General features: G+C 58.6%; 13 protein-coding genes. 9 read left to right on the top strand and 4 right to left on the bottom strand.

The window, feature by feature from the left end; genetic code table 11:
- Positions 1–113: 113 nt before the first annotated feature.
- Together J4D25_RS07105 and J4D25_RS07100 are read right to left on the bottom strand one after the other, a co-directional pair.
- Positions 114–902, bottom strand: coding sequence for a VacJ family lipoprotein (locus J4D25_RS07105; RefSeq protein ID WP_057715837.1), 789 nt, complete (start codon positions 900–902; stop codon positions 114–116).
- Positions 895–2,193 (bottom strand): serine/threonine protein kinase, encoded by a 1,299-nt coding sequence (locus tag J4D25_RS07100; RefSeq protein ID WP_057715836.1) that lies wholly within the window; start codon positions 2,191–2,193, stop codon positions 895–897. Before J4D25_RS07100 ends, J4D25_RS07105 begins: the two co-directional genes overlap by 8 nt.
- A gap of 225 nt (positions 2,194–2,418) precedes the next feature.
- Between J4D25_RS07100 and J4D25_RS07095 the strand changes: the two genes are divergently transcribed.
- Positions 2,419–2,787 (top strand): hypothetical protein, encoded by a 369-nt coding sequence (locus tag J4D25_RS07095; protein WP_057715835.1) that lies wholly within the window; start codon positions 2,419–2,421, stop codon positions 2,785–2,787.
- A gap of 126 nt (positions 2,788–2,913) precedes the next feature.
- Here J4D25_RS07095 and J4D25_RS07090 read toward each other — a convergent pair whose 3' ends face one another.
- Positions 2,914–4,509, bottom strand: coding sequence for a hypothetical protein (locus J4D25_RS07090; RefSeq protein ID WP_057715834.1), 1,596 nt, complete (start codon positions 4,507–4,509; stop codon positions 2,914–2,916).
- Between the two features lie 288 nt (positions 4,510–4,797).
- Here J4D25_RS07090 and J4D25_RS07085 point away from each other — a divergent pair, with 288 nt between their 5' ends.
- The 3 genes from J4D25_RS07085 to J4D25_RS07075 all read left to right on the top strand — a co-directional run bounded on the left by J4D25_RS07085 (position 4,798) and on the right by J4D25_RS07075 (position 7,900).
- Positions 4,798–5,649 (top strand): glycine betaine ABC transporter substrate-binding protein, encoded by an 852-nt coding sequence (locus tag J4D25_RS07085; protein ID WP_057715833.1) that lies wholly within the window; start codon positions 4,798–4,800, stop codon positions 5,647–5,649.
- A 284-nt stretch (positions 5,650–5,933) separates the two neighbouring features.
- Positions 5,934–6,245, top strand: coding sequence for a DUF485 domain-containing protein (locus J4D25_RS07080; RefSeq protein WP_057715832.1), 312 nt, complete (start codon positions 5,934–5,936; stop codon positions 6,243–6,245).
- Complete coding sequence (locus J4D25_RS07075; RefSeq protein WP_057715831.1) at positions 6,242–7,900, top strand: cation acetate symporter; 1,659 nt, start codon at positions 6,242–6,244, stop codon at positions 7,898–7,900. The genes J4D25_RS07080 and J4D25_RS07075 overlap by 4 nt, the downstream gene beginning before the upstream one ends.
- A 929-nt stretch (positions 7,901–8,829) precedes the next feature.
- On the opposite strand, the gene gltA is transcribed toward J4D25_RS07075, so the two are convergent.
- Entirely contained in the window at positions 8,830–10,119 is a 1,290-nt protein-coding gene (gene gltA, locus J4D25_RS07070) for a citrate synthase (RefSeq protein WP_007977501.1), read from the bottom strand.
- A 364-nt stretch (positions 10,120–10,483) separates the two neighbouring features.
- On the opposite strand from gltA, the gene sdhC reads away from it, so the two are divergent.
- The 5 genes from sdhC to J4D25_RS07045 all read left to right on the top strand — a co-directional run bounded on the left by sdhC (position 10,484) and on the right by J4D25_RS07045 (position 16,797).
- Complete coding sequence (sdhC, locus tag J4D25_RS07065; protein WP_057715829.1) at positions 10,484–10,858, top strand: succinate dehydrogenase, cytochrome b556 subunit; 375 nt, start codon at positions 10,484–10,486, stop codon at positions 10,856–10,858.
- Positions 10,852–11,220 carry a succinate dehydrogenase, hydrophobic membrane anchor protein gene (gene sdhD / locus J4D25_RS07060; RefSeq protein ID WP_008049683.1) on the top strand — a complete coding sequence of 123 codons (369 nt, stop codon included), beginning with the start codon at positions 10,852–10,854 and terminating at the stop codon, positions 11,218–11,220. The genes sdhC and sdhD overlap by 7 nt, the downstream gene beginning before the upstream one ends.
- Positions 11,221–11,223: 3 nt before the next feature.
- On the top strand, positions 11,224–12,996 hold the full coding sequence (gene sdhA / locus J4D25_RS07055; RefSeq protein WP_057715828.1) for a succinate dehydrogenase flavoprotein subunit: 1,773 nt from the start codon (positions 11,224–11,226) through the stop codon (positions 12,994–12,996).
- Positions 12,997–13,007: 11 nt separating this feature from the next.
- On the top strand, positions 13,008–13,712 hold the full coding sequence (locus tag J4D25_RS07050; protein WP_008063297.1) for a succinate dehydrogenase iron-sulfur subunit: 705 nt from the start codon (positions 13,008–13,010) through the stop codon (positions 13,710–13,712).
- A 253-nt stretch (positions 13,713–13,965) separates the two neighbouring features.
- The gene (locus tag J4D25_RS07045; protein WP_057715827.1) at positions 13,966–16,797 is read left to right on the top strand and encodes a 2-oxoglutarate dehydrogenase E1 component; all 2,832 of its coding nucleotides are present in this window, start codon (positions 13,966–13,968) and stop codon (positions 16,795–16,797) included.
- Positions 16,798–16,826: the final 29 nt, after the last annotated feature.

The following is a 16,826-nucleotide window of genomic DNA, read 5'->3' as shown; positions in this document are numbered from 1 at the left end:
AACTGTGGGAGCGAGCTTGCTCGCGATGGCGGTGTAACAGTCAACATCAATGTTGAATGTAACGGCCTCATCGCGAGCAAGCTCGCTCCCACAGTGTTTTTTGGGGGGCTTGTTTACTCGGCAACCTGCAACTTGCGCGCTTCGGTGTACACGTAACGCACTTTTTCGTACTCGAATGGCGAGTTCATCTGACCATAGCGGAAGCCGGTCTGGTGGCGCTTGTCGATGCCGCGCAGGATCACGACTTCCGGATGGTTGGAGCTGACTTCGGCCACGTTGAGGAAGTTGATCGCATTCTCGGCCGAGTAATCCACCAGCAGGCCGCCGGTGTCACGCAGGTTCGACGGACCGAGGATCGGCAGGACGAAGTAAGCGCCGCCCGGCACGCCGTAGAAGCCTAAAGTCTGGCCGAAGTCTTCGCTCTGACGCGGCAGGCCCATGGCGGTGGCCGGGTCCCACAGGCCGGCGATGCCGATGGTGGTGTTGAGCAGCAGTCGCCCGGTGGTTTCCAGTGAGCGCTGGCCCTTGAGTTGCAGCAGGCTGTTCATCAGGTTCGGCACGTCGCCGAGGTTGTTGAAGAAGTTGCTGACACCGGTGCGCAGGAAGCTCGGGGTAACGTAGCGGTAACCATTGACCACCGGCAGGAACACCCATTGGTCGAAGCGGTAGTTGAAGTGATAGACGCGCCGGTTCCACTCTTCCAGCGGATCGTAGACGGCCAGCGCGTTGAGCGTCGAACGCTCGAACTCGCGCTGATCCAGGCCCGGGTTGAATTTGAGTTTGCTCAGTGGCTCCTTGAAGCCATCGCTGTCGACGACCACGGGGGCATTGGCTTTGCTGTTGTCGGCATTGGCGACGCCTGCACAGAGTAACGCTGCGAAAAGCAGGAGATATTTAGCCACGGAAAAACTCCAGCATGGCGTCGCTGTTGACGCGGTAGTTAATGTTGCCGCAGTGGCCGCCATACGGGTAAACGGTCAGGCGATCACCGAAGGTCTTGCGCAGGAAGCCCAGGTCGCCAGGACCGAGGATTACGTCATCGGCGTTGTGCATGACCGCGATTTTCGGGCTTTCGTGCAGGTAGTCCTTCAGTGCATACAGGCTCACCTGGTCAATCAGTTGCAGCAGGCTGCCGCCGTCGGTGCGGGCGCGCCACATCGGGATCACTTGTTCGGTGATGTAGCAGTCGAAGTCGCATTGCAGCGCACGCTTGAGGAATGGCGTAAGGCTGGTGCCCTCGGTGATCGGGAACTTGGGTGGGGTGATCAGGCCGCGACGGTTGACCAGGTCCGAAGTGAAGGCGATGTCGGCCGCCGAAAAGCGGAACGAGGTGCCGATCAGCATGGCCATCTGCTCGTTGGTCAGGTGCTGCTTGGACTGCTGGAAGTCGTAGAGCAGGGCGTCATTGAGGTCGATGTAGCCCTTTTGCTGGAAGTAGCGGGTCAGCTTGTCCAGTACCAGTTCATAGAATGTGGTGCTGGTGTTGATGCCCTTGACCTCGGTCTGGACCAGCTTGTCGAGGTTGGTGATCGAGGTGTAGAGGTTGACCGGCGGGTTGAGCAGCAGGACTTTCTTGAAGTTGAAGCTGCGGCGGGTTTCGTCCAGGTGAGAGACGAAAGCGGCATCCAGTGCACCCAGGCTGTACCCGGTCAGGTAGTAATCGGTGACCGGCACTTTCGGATTCTGTGCCCGTACGGCCTGCATCACCCGGTACAGATCTTCGGCGTCTTCCTTGGAAACACCCGGCGTGGCGAAGCGTGATGCGGCGCTCATGAAGTCATAGCTGGTGGGCGATGACAACTGCACCACGTGGTAGCCGGCTTTGTAATAGAGCTTCTTCAGGTATTCGTTCAGGGTGCTGTCATAGCGCGCGCCGGTGCCGGCGATCAGGAACATCAGCGGTGCGGCGTGATCCTGGGTGGCAATGCGGTAGTCGAGCGTCTTGACCGCCCAGAAGTTGTTCGGCAATTCGAACGCCCGTTCCGGACGCAAGGTGACACTGCGCACCGTCTGATCGATGTCTTCGTCCAGAGGTAACTCCGGACGCAGGTCCGGCGGTGTGGTCGCGATGGTCGCCTCGAACGGGTTGGTCAGGGGGTAGCCATAGCTGGCGGCGTCAATGTCGGCCGCCAGTGCGGACGCACTCAATATAAGGCCGCCAAACAGGGCAGCGAAGCGCAAGGAACGGAGCATGACTAAATCCCTTAGAGGAAGGTGCCGAATGAATTTCGCAGGCTATGACCACCAGATTTGCGCCAAAGTGCCAACCCTCGGCACCAAACAGGCTTAATTTCGAAGTAATAGTAGCTGGACGATACACTTTGCAGCGATTGAAAGACCAGTTAACAGTTGTTATCGCTTGCGAAACGCTTAAGGGCGATTAAGCTGGCCGCCGCTTTTCGCCAATTGGAGTGTTTCATGTCTCGCCGCTTGCCCGTGATTCTGCTGCTTGTTTTGCTGCCTTTATGGCTGGCCGCCAGTTATGGCGCGCGCTATGGCTTCATGGAGGATGCGCAGTGGGTTGGCATTTGTGTGGATGAAGCGAATCGTTGGGAATGCCTGGTACGTTCGAACCTGGGGCTGATGATCCATTTCGGGGTGTTGGGCTGGGCTGCGCTGGGTGCGGCGATCATCGGCTTTGTCGTGCCGGGGCGGGCAGGCTGGTGGCTGGCGGTGCTGGCGCTGGTGTTCGGTTTTCCGGCACTGGCGTTGTACAACACCACGCTGGCAGTGTTTGCGGTGGTGATTGCGGGGTTGCGGTTGGTCAGGGCTTCCCGTAGCGCTTAAAAGTCCGTCTTCGCGAGCAAGCCCGCTCCCACATTTGATCTTTATCGCACGCAAACATTGTGTTTACTGAAGATCTACTGTGGGAGCGAGCTTGCTCGCGATGAGCTCAGTCAGGTCGCTAAAGAGTTAAACCTTGCGAACCCGCAAGCAGCGCCACAACGCAGCCACGATCAACACACTCACCAGCGCCCAACCCCAGGCCTGCTGGTTCTGCAAACCTTCACGGTACAGCTGCGGTGCAATGCCGGCACCGATGATGAAGGTCAGCAGCGCAATCTCGCGGCGCGGCACGTTCACCGGGCGGCACAGATAGACCAGTGCCGGCACGATGAACGCGACACTCGGGAAGCTGCGATAACGCGGATCGAGCACCAGTTCCAGCATCATCACGGCTGCCGCGAAACCTGTCGTTGCAACCAGCCAGCCAGCCCGGCGCTCAAGCAGGTTGAAAGCCCGCCCCCGCCAACCGTTGCGAAGGCTCAATGTCAGCGCGGCATGAGCCAGCACCAGCAGATTCAGCGCGGTCAGCAATCCGACCCATAGCCATTCACTGGTAAAACGCGTGGTCACCCGTGCCAGGTCGCCCCAGGCGCCAATCGAACACGCAGCCAAGGCACCGAGCAGGGGCAGCACCAGTGCCGACCGCGTCGTGCGGACCCGACCACCGAGCAGCAAGGTGCCGATGAAGATCAAGCCGCCCACCGCCAGCCACTGCGACCAGTACGGTACGTTTGTCACGGGCCCCGCCAGCACGCCCTTGTCCTGGCGATCGGCGTCGAACAAGCCCCAGTATCCACCGACCGCACCTTCACTGGCGCGTTTCCAGGGCTGGTCGAAGGCTTCGATCAGGTTGTAGTGCCAACCCTGTTGCTCGGCCATGGCGACAAAGCCGCGAATGAACTTGGCTTCGTTGACCCGGCTCGGCAGGGCCGTTTCGCGCTGGCGACCTTCGCTTGGCCAGCCGGTTTCGCCGATCAGCACATCCTTGGGCGCGAATTTGTTGCCGAACACCTGGCGTACGTCGGCCACATGCTGCAGGGCTGCGTCGATGTTCGACGGATCATCTTCCCAGTAGGGCAGCAAGTGAATGGTCAGGAAGTCCACGGCGGGGGCAATTTCCGGATGCTTGAGCCAGAACTCCCAGACGTCGGCGTAGGTGACAGGTTGTTTGACCTGGCTCTTGACCTTGTTGATCAGCTTCGCCAATTGCGCGCCAGTGACTTCCTTGCGCAGCAGGGTTTCGTTGCCGACGATCACTGCGCTCACCACGTCCGGGTTGGCATTGGCCGAGGCGATCAGCAGGTCGACTTCTTTCTCGGTGTCCACCGGGTTGCTGTTGACCCAGGCACCGATCATCAGCTTCAAGCCATGCTTGCGCGCCAGGTCCGGCAGGGCTTCGAGGCCGGTCATGGAATAGGTGCGGATGCATTCGAAACGGGTCGCCAGCAGTGCGAGGTCGGCGTCCATGCGCTCTGGACGCAATTTGAATGGCTGGTCGAACGGCGATTGATCCTTGTCGAACGGCGTGTAGGAGGCGCATTGCAGCTTGTGCGTCGCGCTGGCGACGTCCGGTAGGATCACCGGTTTGCCGAGGCCGTACCAGAAGCCGCCAAGGGCAAACAGCCCCAGCAGGCAAGCGAATAGATAAGCAGCAAAAGGAAAGCGGGATGTCGCGGACATGGTCAGGCCGTGTGGGAGCAAAGCGGCGCATGTTACCTGCATTTACCGCGTGCTTGGTGGCCTGCATGATTTTGACATGCAAAGTTCGAGCGGATTGGCAGGGGGGGTCAGTTGCGCTGAGGATTAATGGCTTTCTGATGTCGTTTCTCGATGTCTTGAGGTCGCTGGCAGAGCAGGTCGCCATGAGCGTCAGGTTGATTATCGCAAGTGTCAGTACTCCGCTGATGTTCGAACGAGTTTGCGGTGGGCGTGATGGGGGCGCTGTGCACCATAACAATACGTTTAAGCGACTCGGCATCCGTCGAGCGCAGCACTTTCGGGGAAGTAACGATGAAGATGCGACGACTCTTGGGCGCAGGTGCGGCTTTGGTGCTGGCGATCAGTTCGGCCGTGGCGAGCGCCGCCGGCAAGGACGTGACGCTCGGTTATGTCGACGGTTGGTCGGACAGTGTCGCCACGACCAACGTGGCGGCTGAAGTGATCAGGCAGAAACTCGGTTATGACGTGAAGCTGCAAGCCGTCGCTACCGGGATCATGTGGCAGGGCGTGGCCACCGGCAAACTCGACGCCATGCTGTCGGCCTGGCTGCCGGTGACCCACGGTGAGTACTGGACGAAGAACAAGGATCAGGTCGTCGACTACGGCCCGAACTTCAAGGACGCAAAAATCGGCCTGATCGTGCCTGAGTACGTCAAGGCCAAGTCCATTGACGACCTCAAGACCGACGACACCTTCAAGAACCGCATCGTCGGCATCGACGCCGGTTCAGGTGTGATGCTCAAGACCGATCAGGCGATCAAGGACTACGACCTGACCGGTTATCAACTCAAGGCCAGTTCCGGCGCCGGCATGATCGCCGAGCTGACCCGTGCCGAGAAGAAGAACGAATCCATCGCGGTTACCGGCTGGGTACCGCACTGGATGTTCGCCAAGTGGAAACTGCGCTTCCTCGAAGACCCGAAAGGCGTGTACGGCGCGGCTGAAACCGTGAACAGCATCGGCAGCAAGGGCCTGGAAGCCAAGGCGCCGGAAGTGGCCAAGTTCCTGAAGAACTTCCAGTGGGAATCCAAGGATGAAATCGGCCAGGTGATGTTGGCGATTCAGGATGGTGCCAAACCTGAAGCCGCGGCGAAGGATTGGATCGCCAAACACCCTGAGCGTGTGGCTGACTGGACCAAGTAATTTGAGCTGACGCGTCTGGTCAGCATCTCCCAGGGTCGCTTGGCAAACTTATGCCAAGCGGCCCTTTGCTTTTCTGTAGGAGCGAGCTTGCTTGCGATGGGCGTGAACGTTAACGCGTGCTGTCTGAAAAAGTGCGGCGCCTTCAAATTCATCGCGAGCAAGCTCGCTCCTGCAATTGGCGAATACGTCATGGGGTTCTAAGACTAAGGTCGTCTGGAACCTGCCCCGCAGCCGCATAGAGTGGATACCGTTCCAACTAAATCTGTGCTGCGAGGATAAAAACAATGAACGACAGCATTTACCTCTCGATTCAAAACAGCCCGCGCTTCAAGGAGCTGGTTAGCAAGAGGGAACGATTCGCCTGGATTCTTTCGGCGATCATGCTAGGGCTTTACTCCGGATTCATCCTTCTGATTGCCTACGGGCCGCAGGTGCTGGGGGCGAAAATCAGCCCTGAGTCCTCGATTACCTGGGGCATACCGATCGGTATCGGGCTGATCATTTCGGCTTTCATCCTGACCGGTATCTACGTACGACGCGCCAACGGCGAGTTCGACGACCTGAACAATGCGATTCTCAAGGAGGCTCAGCAATGATCCGCCGTCTAATGGCTCTTTTGAGCATCGCAGCTTTCGCACCTGGCGCCTGGGCGGCTGACGCCCTGACCGGTGCCGTGCAGAAGCAACCGCTTAACGTGTCCGCGATCGTGATGTTTGTCGCCTTCGTCGGTGCCACCCTGTGCATCACCTACTGGGCTTCCAAGCGTAATAATTCGGCAGCCGACTACTACGCCGCTGGCGGCAAGATCACCGGTTTCCAGAACGGTCTGGCGATTGCCGGTGACTACATGTCGGCTGCGTCCTTCCTGGGTATTTCCGCGCTGGTGTTCACCTCTGGCTACGACGGCCTGATCTACTCGATCGGCTTCCTGGTGGGCTGGCCGATCATTCTGTTCCTGATCGCCGAGCGTCTGCGTAACCTGGGCAAATACACCTTTGCCGACGTGGCGTCCTATCGCCTGGGGCAAACCCAGATCCGCTCGCTGTCCGCTTGCGGTTCGCTGGTGGTGGTGGCGTTCTACCTGATCGCGCAAATGGTCGGTGCCGGCAAGCTGATCCAACTGCTGTTCGGTCTCGATTACCACGTTGCGGTGATCCTGGTCGGTATTCTGATGTGCCTTTACGTGTTGTTCGGCGGCATGCTGGCGACCACCTGGGTGCAAATCATCAAGGCTGTCCTGCTGCTGTCCGGCGCTTCCTTCATGGCGCTGATGGTGATGAAGCACGTCAACTTCGACTTCAACATGCTGTTCTCCGAGGCGATCAAGGTCCACCCGAAAGCTGATGCGATCATGAGCCCTGGCGGCCTGGTGAAAGATCCGATCTCGGCGTTCTCCCTCGGTCTGGCGCTGATGTTCGGTACCGCTGGCCTGCCACACATCCTGATGCGCTTCTTCACCGTGAGTGACGCAAAGGAAGCTCGCAAGAGCGTGTTGTACGCAACCGGTTTCATTGGCTACTTCTACATCCTGACCTTCATCATCGGCTTCGGCGCGATCCTGCTGGTCAGCACCAACCCGGCTTTCAAAGACGCTGCTGGCGCCTTGCTGGGCGGTAACAACATGGCGGCGGTGCACCTGGCCAACGCGGTTGGCGGCAGTATCTTCCTGGGCTTCATCTCGGCAGTAGCGTTTGCGACCATTCTGGCAGTGGTTGCCGGCCTGACCCTGGCCGGTGCTTCGGCGGTGTCCCACGACCTGTATGCCAGCGTGATCAAGAAGGGCAAGGCCAACGAGAAGGACGAGATTCGCGTCTCGAAAATCACCACCATCGCGCTGGCGGTGTTGGCGATCGGTCTGGGTATTCTGTTCGAAAGCCAGAACATCGCGTTCATGGTGGGCCTGGCGTTCTCCATCGCGGCGAGCTGTAACTTCCCGGTGCTGCTGCTTTCCATGTACTGGAAAAAGCTGACCACTCGCGGTGCGATGATCGGTGGCTGGATGGGGCTGGTCAGTGCCGTGGGCCTGATGGTGCTTGGTCCGACCATCTGGGTGCAGATCCTCCATCACGAGAAAGCTATCTTCCCGTATGAGTACCCGGCGCTGTTCTCGATGATGATTGCCTTTGTCGGGATCTGGTTCTTCTCGGTTACCGACAAGTCCACTGCGGCTGACAATGAGCGGGCGCTGTTCTTCCCGCAGTTTGTTCGTTCGCAGACGGGGTTGGGGGCGAGTGGGGCGGTTTCGCACTAAGGCTTCGAGATTGTTTGTGTAAGTTGGGTTAAACAGAAATGCCCCGATCGAGAGATCGGGGCATTTTTTATTGGGCGGTAATCGACCCGGTTTTTTTTGGATTTGCCCGTTTTACTGTAGGAGCGAGCCTGCTCGCGAAGACTTTGTGTCAGTTGGAGTGTTTTTTGAGGGTGTACATATCCATTCCTTCGGTAACGGCGACTTATGGTTTCGCCCTTACGGCGAGTCACTTTTTTTACAAGCGCCTAAAAAAAGTAACCAAAAAAACGCTCGCCCCGAACGTACGGCCCCTCGCTGAGGCTCGGCGTTCCTTCGCTGCGGTATTCATCCGGGGGCATTGCCCTCCGGTCGGCTTCGCTTCGACCTACATGCAATGAGTTCGACTGCGTCGAACGACGCTGCGCGCCAATCCCCGGATAAACACCTCCGCTCAGCCTGCCGAGGGGGCGGGTGGATCAAGATCAAAAGCTGCAGGCGAGCTAACGCTCGGCCCTGTAGGAGCGAGCTTGCTCGCGAAAAACGTCTGGACAACACGATCAATCAGGCAGCACGCGTTATTGTTGACGTCCATCGCGAGCAAGCGCGCTCCTACCGCTGTTGCGGTGTACGCCCCCCGTGAGGCCGAGTGGAGGTTATGCGCAGTGGGCAACCCGGCATGGATGGCCGATGGCGGCGGGCCCACGGAGCAGGACCGGAGCGAGGGAATGCCGAGCCTAGGCGAGGCACCGAATGTCAGGGGCAAAAGCGCTTGGTTGCTTGGCGCTTTTCCAAGTGACCCGCCGTAAGGGCGGAACCAATAGCGGCCGTAACCGCAGAAACGGATATGTACACCATCAAAAAAGCGCACAAACAAAAACGGCCTCCTGCTCTTTATATAAAAAGCAGAGGCCGTTCCCGGTACAACTCAACACGCTACAGCAAGACAGATCTTACTTGCGGTCTTCCAGCTTGGTGATGTCACGCGACTCGTAGCCGGTGTACAACTGGCGCGGACGGCCGATCTTGTACGGGCTGGAGAGCATCTCTTTCCAGTGGGAGATCCAGCCGACGGTCCGCGCCAGGGCGAAGATCACGGTGAACATGCTGGTTGGAATGCCGATCGCCTTGAGGATGATCCCCGAGTAGAAGTCGACGTTCGGGTACAGCGAGCGTTCGATGAAGTACGGGTCGGTCAGGGCGATCTCTTCCAGGCGCATGGCCAGTTCGAGTTGCGGATCGTTCTGGATGCCCAGTTCCTTCAATACTTCGTCGCAGGTCTGCTTCATGACCGTGGCGCGCGGGTCGCGGTTTTTGTAAACGCGGTGACCGAAGCCCATCAGTTTGAACGGATCGTTCTTGTCCTTGGCCTTGGCGATGAACTTGTCGATGTTCGAAACATCGCCGATTTCATCGAGCATGGTCAGTACGGCTTCGTTCGCACCGCCGTGGGCAGGGCCCCACAGTGCAGCGATACCGGCGGCGATACAGGCGAACGGGTTGGCGCCCGAAGAGCCTGCCAGGCGCACGGTGGACGTCGAGGCGTTCTGCTCGTGGTCGGCATGGAGGATGAAGATCCGGTCCATGGCCTTGGCGAGTACCGGGCTGATCGGTTTGATCTCGCACGGGGTGTTGAACATCATGTGCAGGAAGTTTTCCGCGTACGACAGGTCGTTGCGCGGGTACATCATGGGTTGGCCCATGGAGTACTTGTAAACCATCGCGGCCAGGGTCGGCATCTTGGCAACCAGGCGGATCGCGGAGATTTCGCGATGCTGCGGGTTATTGATGTCCAGGGAGTCGTGGTAGAACGCCGAGAGGGCGCCGACTACGCCGCACATGACGGCCATCGGGTGGGCGTCGCGACGGAAGCCGTTGAAGAAGGTCTTCAGCTGCTCGTGAACCATGGTGTGGTTCTTCACGGTGCTGACGAACTGGGCCTTCTGTTCTGCGGTCGGCAGTTCGCCGTTGAGCAGCAGATAGCAGGTTTCCAGATAGTCCGACTTTTCAGCCAGCTGTTCGATCGGGTAGCCGCGGTGCAGCAGAATGCCGTTGTCGCCGTCGATATAGGTGATCTTCGACTCGCACGAGGCGGTCGACATGAAGCCAGGGTCAAAGGTGAAACGGCCCGTGGCCGTCAGGCCCCGAACATCGATAACATCGGGACCAACGGTGCCGGTTAAAATGGGCAGCTCGACGGGGGCTGCGCCCTCGATGATCAACTGCGCTTTTTTGTCAGCCATGTGGCCTCCTATTTATGCTTGAAATCATCAGACAGACCCCCCACGCAGGGCCCGCACCACTATAGTGAGATAAATTCGAATGTCAATTTGCCTAAAGTCTTGCTCCAGAAGGCTTTAACCGGACTTTTTTCTCGAAATTGGCTGCCATTTACGCCTTTTATGTCAGTTGCGCAATCAGCTGTTTGGGTTAGGTGTTTGCGTTGTCATTAGTAGCCTAACTGTCTATACTCGGCCACCGACCGCCAAGGGCTTTTGGGCTTGCTTTCATTGGGGGTCGCATCCCTGGGTGGTGGTTACCTGACCAGTGCACTCCCCAACAACTTTGCCCTGATTGTTAGGGGCTCTTCAGTGTGAAAAAAAAGCCGTGAAAAGCCAACGACCTGTAAACCTAGACCTAAGGACCATCAAACTCCCAGTCACTGCTTACACGTCCATCCTTCACCGAATCTCCGGTGTCATCCTCTTCGTGTGCCTTGCCATCATGCTTTACGCATTGGACAAGTCGCTGAGCTCCGAGGAAGGCTTCGGTCAGGTGAAAGCGTGTCTGACCAGTCCGCTAGCCAAGCTAGTGACATGGGGCATCCTGTCCGCTCTGCTTTATCACCTGGTAGCCGGTGTGCGCCATTTGATGATGGACATGGGCATCGGTGAGACGCTGGAAGGCGGCAAGCTGGGCTCGAAAATCGTTATCGCCGTTTCCGTGGTGGTAATCGTTCTGGCAGGAGTTTGGATATGGTAACTAACGTCACGAACCTGTCGCGTTCGGGCCTCTATGACTGGATGGCGCAACGTGTGTCTGCGGTCGTTCTCGCGGCTTACTTCATCTTCCTGATCGGATACATCGTGGCCAACCCTGGCCTCGAGTACGCCCAGTGGCATGAACTGTTCGCCCATAACGGAATGCGTATTTTCAGCCTCCTGGCCCTTGTTGCCCTCGGCGCTCACGCCTGGGTCGGCATGTGGACCATCGCGACCGACTACCTGACGCCAATGGCGTTCGGCAAGTCCGCGACCGCTATACGTTTCCTTTTCCAGGCAGTCTGCGGCGTTGCGATGTTCGCTTACTTCGTCTGGGGCGTGCAGATTCTCTGGGGTATCTGAGTCATGGCTAACATTCCAACGATTTCTTTCGACGCCATCATTATTGGTGGTGGCGGTGCCGGCATGCGCGCAGCGCTGCAACTGGCACAGGGCGGTCACAAGACTGCCGTGATCACCAAGGTTTTCCCGACCCGTTCGCACACTGTATCCGCCCAGGGCGGCATCACCTGCGCGATCGCGTCCGCTGACCCGAACGATGACTGGCGCTGGCACATGTACGATACCGTCAAGGGTTCCGACTACATCGGTGACCAGGACGCTATCGAATACATGTGTCAGGAAGGCCCGGCTGCCGTTTACGAGCTGGACCACATGGGTATGCCATTCTCGCGTACCGAGCAAGGTCGTATCTACCAGCGTCCATTCGGCGGTCAGTCCAAGGACTACGGTAAAGGCGGCCAGGCTGCGCGTACTTGCGCTGCGTCCGACCGTACCGGTCACGCTCTGCTGCACACCCTTTATCAGGGCAACCTGAAAGCCGGTACCGTGTTCCTGAACGAGTACTACGCTGTCGATCTGGTGAAGAACGGCGAAGGCGAGTTCGTCGGCGTGATCGCCATCTGCATCGAAACCGGCGAAACCACCTACATCCGCGCCAAGGCCACCGTACTGGCCACCGGCGGTGCAGGTCGTATCTACGCTTCGACCACCAACGCCCTGATCAACACCGGTGACGGCGTTGGCATGGCGCTGCGTGCTGGCGTACCGGTACAAGACATCGAAATGTGGCAGTTCCACCCGACCGGTATCGCCGGCGCTGGTGTACTGGTTACAGAAGGTTGCCGTGGTGAAGGTGGATACCTGATCAACAAGCACGGCGAGCGTTTCATGGAGCGTTATGCTCCGAACGCCAAAGACCTTGCCGGTCGTGACGTTGTTGCCCGTTCGATGGTTAAAGAGATCATCGCCGGCAACGGTTGCGGTCCGAACGGCGACCACGTGATGCTCAAGCTCGACCACCTGGGCGAAGAAGTGCTGCACAGCCGTCTGCCAGGCATCTGCGAGCTGTCGAAGACTTTTGCGCACGTTGACCCGGTTGTTGCTCCGGTTCCGGTTGTTCCGACCTGCCACTATATGATGGGCGGCGTTGCCACCAACATTCATGGCCAGGCAATCACCCAGAACGCCGAAGGCGTGGACGAGATCATCCCTGGTCTGTTCGCTGTAGGTGAAGTGGCTTGCGTATCGGTTCACGGTGCCAACCGTCTGGGCGGCAACTCGCTGCTCGACCTGGTGGTATTCGGCCGTGCTGCCGGTCTGCACCTGGAAAAGGCGCTGACCGACGGTATCGAATACGACGAAGCCACCGACGCCGACATCCAGGCTGCCCTGGCGCGCCTGTCCGCCCTGAACGAGCGTACCGAAGGCGAAGACGTGGCAACCCTGCGTCGCGAGCTGCAAAACTGCATGCAGAACTACTTCGGTGTATTCCGTACCGGCGAATACATGCAGAAGGGTATTGCCCAGCTGGCTGACCTGCGCAAGCGCATCGCCAACGTGAAGATCAACGATAAGTCGCAGGCGTTCAACACTGCACGTATCGAAGCTCTGGAGCTGCAGAACCTGCTGGAAGTGGCCGAAGCCACCGCCATCGCTGCAGAAGTACGTAAAGAGTCCCGTGGTGCTCACGCCCGTGAAGACTTCGAAGATCGTGACGACGAAAACTGGCTGTGCCACACCCTTTACTTCCCGGGTGACAAGCGCGTGACCAAGCGTGCCGTGAACTTCTCGCCGAAGACTGTTCCGACTTTTGAACCTAAGATTCGGACTTATTAAGGGTGGCCGCCATGTTGCAAGTCAGCGTTTATCGTTACAACCCTGATCAGGACGCCGCGCCGTTCATGCAGGAATTCCAGGTTGATACCGGTGGTAAAGACCTGATGGTGCTGGACGTGCTGGCCCTGATCAAAGAGCAGGACGAGGGTTTCTCCTATCGTCGCTCTTGCCGTGAAGGTGTTTGCGGTTCCGACGGCATGAACATCAACGGCAAAAACGGCCTGGCGTGCGTCACGCCGCTGTCTGCTGTCGTAAAAGGTAACAAGTTGATCGTTCGTCCTCTGCCAGGTTTGCCGGTTATCCGTGACCTGGTCGTCGATATGAGCATCTTCTACAAGCAATACGAAAAGGTTAAGCCATACCTGCAGAACGACACGCCGGCTCCGGCCATCGAGCGCCTGCAGTCCCCTGAAGAGCGTGAAAAGCTGGACGGTCTGTACGAGTGCATCCTGTGCGCTTGCTGCTCGACTTCCTGCCCGTCCTTCTGGTGGAACCCGGACAAGTTCCTGGGTCCAGCTGCCCTGCTGCAAGCGTACCGCTTCCTGGCAGACAGCCGTGACACCAAGACGTCCGAGCGTCTGGCTTCGCTGGATGACCCGTTCAGCGTATTCCGCTGCCGCGGGATCATGAACTGCGTCAACGTATGTCCGAAAGGCCTGAACCCGACTAAGGCCATCGGTCACATCCGTAACATGTTGCTCTCAAGCGGCGTGTGATTCAGCTGCTGTACCCGCTGTACCCGTAGATGCTACGGCGCAGGCTTCAACCGGCGCCGTAGTTTTAACCTGAGCAGCAGCTTAAAAGGCTGCGGCTCTTATTTTGAAGAAATGAGACAAGCAGGGGCATCCGGGCTGGTACCCGGACTATCAGTGTGATCCTAGTGGCTTGTTTTGGTCGCTGCATTCGGACTTCTGCAAGTTTGCTCGGTGTCGACATCGATGGTGTTCCCCTAACCGAGGGTGACCAAGCATGCAAGAAAGCGTGATGCAGCGCATGTGGAACAGCGCCTACCTATCCGGTAGTAACGCTGCCTATGTGGAAGAGCTTTACGAGCTCTACCTGCACGACCCTAACGCTGTGCCAGAAGAGTGGCGCACCTACTTCCAGAAGTTGCCTGCTGACGGCAACTCTGCCACCGATGTTTCGCACTCCACAATTCGCGATCATTTCGTCTTGCTGGCAAAGAACCAGCGCCGCGCCCAACCGGTTTCCGCCGGCAGCGTGAGCAGTGAGCACGAGAAGAAGCAAGTTGAAGTGCTGCGATTGATCCAGGCCTACCGTATGCGTGGCCACCAGGCAGCCCAGCTTGACCCGCTGGGGCTGTGGCAGCGTCCTGCACCTGCAGACCTGTCGATCAATCATTACGGCTTGACCAATGCCGATCTTGATACGACCTTCCGTGCCGGCGACCTGTTCATCGGCAAAGAGGAAGCGAGCCTACGCGAAATTCACGAAGCGTTGCAGCAGACATATTGCCGCACCATCGGCGCTGAATTCACGCACATCACCGATTCCGAGCAGCGCCAGTGGTTCCAGCAGCGTCTGGAAAGCGTGCGCGGTCGTCCGACGTACTCCGCCGACATCAAGAGCCACCTGCTCGAGCGCGTGACCGCCGGCGAAGGCCTGGAAAAATACCTGGGCACCAAATACCCGGGTACCAAGCGTTTCGGTCTGGAAGGCGGCGAAAGCCTGATTCCGATGCTCGACGAGCTGATCCAGCGTTCCGGTTCCTACGGCACCAAGGAAATCGTCATCGGCATGGCCCACCGTGGCCGTCTGAACGTGCTGGTCAACACCTTCGGCAAGAACCCGCGCGAGCTGTTCGACGAGTTCGAAGGCAAGAAGAAGGTCGAGCTGGGTTCCGGTGACGTGAAATACCACCAGGGCTTCTCGTCCAACGTGATGACCACCGGCGGTGAAGTTCACCTGGCCATGGCGTTCAACCCGTCCCACCTGGAAATCGTTTCCCCGGTGGTCGAGGGTTCGGTTCGCGCCCGTCAGGATCGTCGCAACGACCCGACCGGTGAGAAGGTTCTGCCGATCTCCATCCACGGTGACGCTGCATTCGCAGGTCAAGGCGTGGTCATGGAAACCTTCCAGATGTCGCAGACCCGCGGTTTCAAGACCGGCGGTACCGTGCACATCGTGATCAACAACCAGGTCGGTTTCACCATCAGCAACCCGCTGGACTCGCGTTCCACCGAGTACGCGACCGACGTTGCGAAAATGATCCAGGCGCCGATCCTCCATGTGAATGGTGATGATCCGGAAGCCGTATTGTTCGTGACCCAGCTGGCCATCGACTACCGCATGCAGTTCAAGCGTGACGTGGTGATCGACCTGGTCTGCTACCGTCGTCGCGGCCACAACGAGGCCGACGAGCCAAGCGGCACCCAGCCTCTGATGTATCAGCAGATCACCAAGCAGCGCACCACCCGTGAGCTGTATGCCGATCGTCTGACTCAGGCCGGTGTGCTGGATGCTGTGCGTGTCAAGGCGAAAGTCGACGAGTACCGCAACGCGCTGGACAACGGCCTGCACGTAGTGAAAAGCCTGGTCAAAGAGCCGAACAAAGAGTTGTTCGTGGACTGGCGTCCGTATCTGGGCCACGCCTGGACCGCGCGTCACGACACTCGCTTCGACCTCAAGACCTTGCAGGAACTGTCCGCCAAGCTGCTGGAAATCCCGGAAGGCTTCGTGGTTCAGCGCCAGGTTGCCAAGATCTACGAAGACCGCCAGAAGATGCAAGCCGGCGGCCTGCCGATCAACTGGGGTTACGCCGAAACCATGGCGTACGCGACCCTGGCGTTCGAAGGTCACCCGATTCGCATGACTGGCCAGGACATCGGCCGCGGCACGTTCTCGCACCGCCATGCTGTCCTGCACAACCAGAAGGACGCGGGCACCTACATCCCGCTGCAGAACCTGTACGACGGTCAGCCACGCTTCGACCTGTACGACTCGTTCCTGTCCGAAGAAGCGGTATTGGCGTTCGAGTACGGTTACTCGACCACCACGCCGAATGCCCTGGTTATCTGGGAAGCCCAGTTCGGCGACTTCGCCAACGGCGCCCAGGTAGTTATCGACCAGTTCATCACCAGTGGCGAGCACAAGTGGGGCCGCCTGTGCGGTCTGACCATGCTGCTGCCGCACGGTTATGAAGGTCAGGGTCCGGAGCACTCCTCGGCTCGTCTGGAGCGTTACCTGCAGTTGTGCGCCGAGCACAACATTCAGGTGTGCATGCCGACGACGCCGGCTCAGATCTACCACTTGCTGCGCCGTCAGGTGATCCGCCCGCTGCGCAAGCCACTGGTAGTCCTGACTCCGAAGTCGCTGTTGCGCCACAAGCTGGCCATCTCGACGCTGGAAGATCTGGCCGAAGGTTCGTTCCAGACCGTTATCCCGGAAATCGATGCCCAAGACCCGAAAAAGGTCGAGCGCGTTGTTCTGTGTAGCGGCAAGGTCTACTACGACCTGCTGGAAAAACGCCGTGCCGAAGGTCGTGACGACATCGCTGTCGTGCGTATCGAGCAGCTGTACCCATTCCCTGAGGACGACTTGAAAGAAGTCCTGGCTCCTTATACCAACGTCAAGCATGCCGTCTGGTGTCAGGAAGAGCCGATGAACCAGGGTGCGTGGTACTGCAGCCAACACCACATGCGTCGCAGCATCAGCAACCTCAACAAGTCTCTCGTACTCGAGTACGCGGGCCGTGAGGCTTCTGCTGCACCTGCATGCGGTTACGCATCGATGCACGCCGAACAGCAGGAACAACTGCTGCAAGACGCCTTTACTGTTTAACGCCTTCGCGCACCTGAAACCGAATTTAA

Origin of the sequence: Pseudomonas sp. GW456-L13, assembly GCF_017350115.1 — a bacterium.
GTDB lineage: Bacteria > Pseudomonadota > Gammaproteobacteria > Pseudomonadales > Pseudomonadaceae > Aquipseudomonas > Aquipseudomonas jessenii.
Note: the sequence above shows the minus strand (reverse complement) of the source record. Positions and strands in the feature narration are given on the sequence as shown.

Bases quoted from the DNA above. Each gene is read 5' to 3' on its own strand.
- J4D25_RS07100 (WP_057715836.1), bottom strand. From the start codon at position 2,193: ATGCTCCGTTCCTTGCGCTTCGCTGCCCTGTTTGGCGGCCTTATATTG.
- J4D25_RS07095 (WP_057715835.1), top strand. From the start codon at position 2,419: ATGTCTCGCCGCTTGCCCGTGATTCTGCTGCTTGTTTTGCTGCCTTTA.
- J4D25_RS07090 (WP_057715834.1), bottom strand. From the start codon at position 4,509: ATGCAGGTAACATGCGCCGCTTTGCTCCCACACGGCCTGACCATGTCC.
- J4D25_RS07085 (WP_057715833.1), top strand. From the start codon at position 4,798: ATGAAGATGCGACGACTCTTGGGCGCAGGTGCGGCTTTGGTGCTGGCG.
- J4D25_RS07080 (WP_057715832.1), top strand. From the start codon at position 5,934: ATGAACGACAGCATTTACCTCTCGATTCAAAACAGCCCGCGCTTCAAG.
- J4D25_RS07075 (WP_057715831.1), top strand. From the start codon at position 6,242: ATGATCCGCCGTCTAATGGCTCTTTTGAGCATCGCAGCTTTCGCACCT.
- gltA (WP_007977501.1), bottom strand. From the start codon at position 10,119: ATGGCTGACAAAAAAGCGCAGTTGATCATCGAGGGCGCAGCCCCCGTC.
- sdhD (WP_008049683.1), top strand. From the start codon at position 10,852: ATGGTAACTAACGTCACGAACCTGTCGCGTTCGGGCCTCTATGACTGG.
- sdhA (WP_057715828.1), top strand. From the start codon at position 11,224: ATGGCTAACATTCCAACGATTTCTTTCGACGCCATCATTATTGGTGGT.
- J4D25_RS07050 (WP_008063297.1), top strand. From the start codon at position 13,008: ATGTTGCAAGTCAGCGTTTATCGTTACAACCCTGATCAGGACGCCGCG.
- J4D25_RS07045 (WP_057715827.1), top strand. From the start codon at position 13,966: ATGCAAGAAAGCGTGATGCAGCGCATGTGGAACAGCGCCTACCTATCC.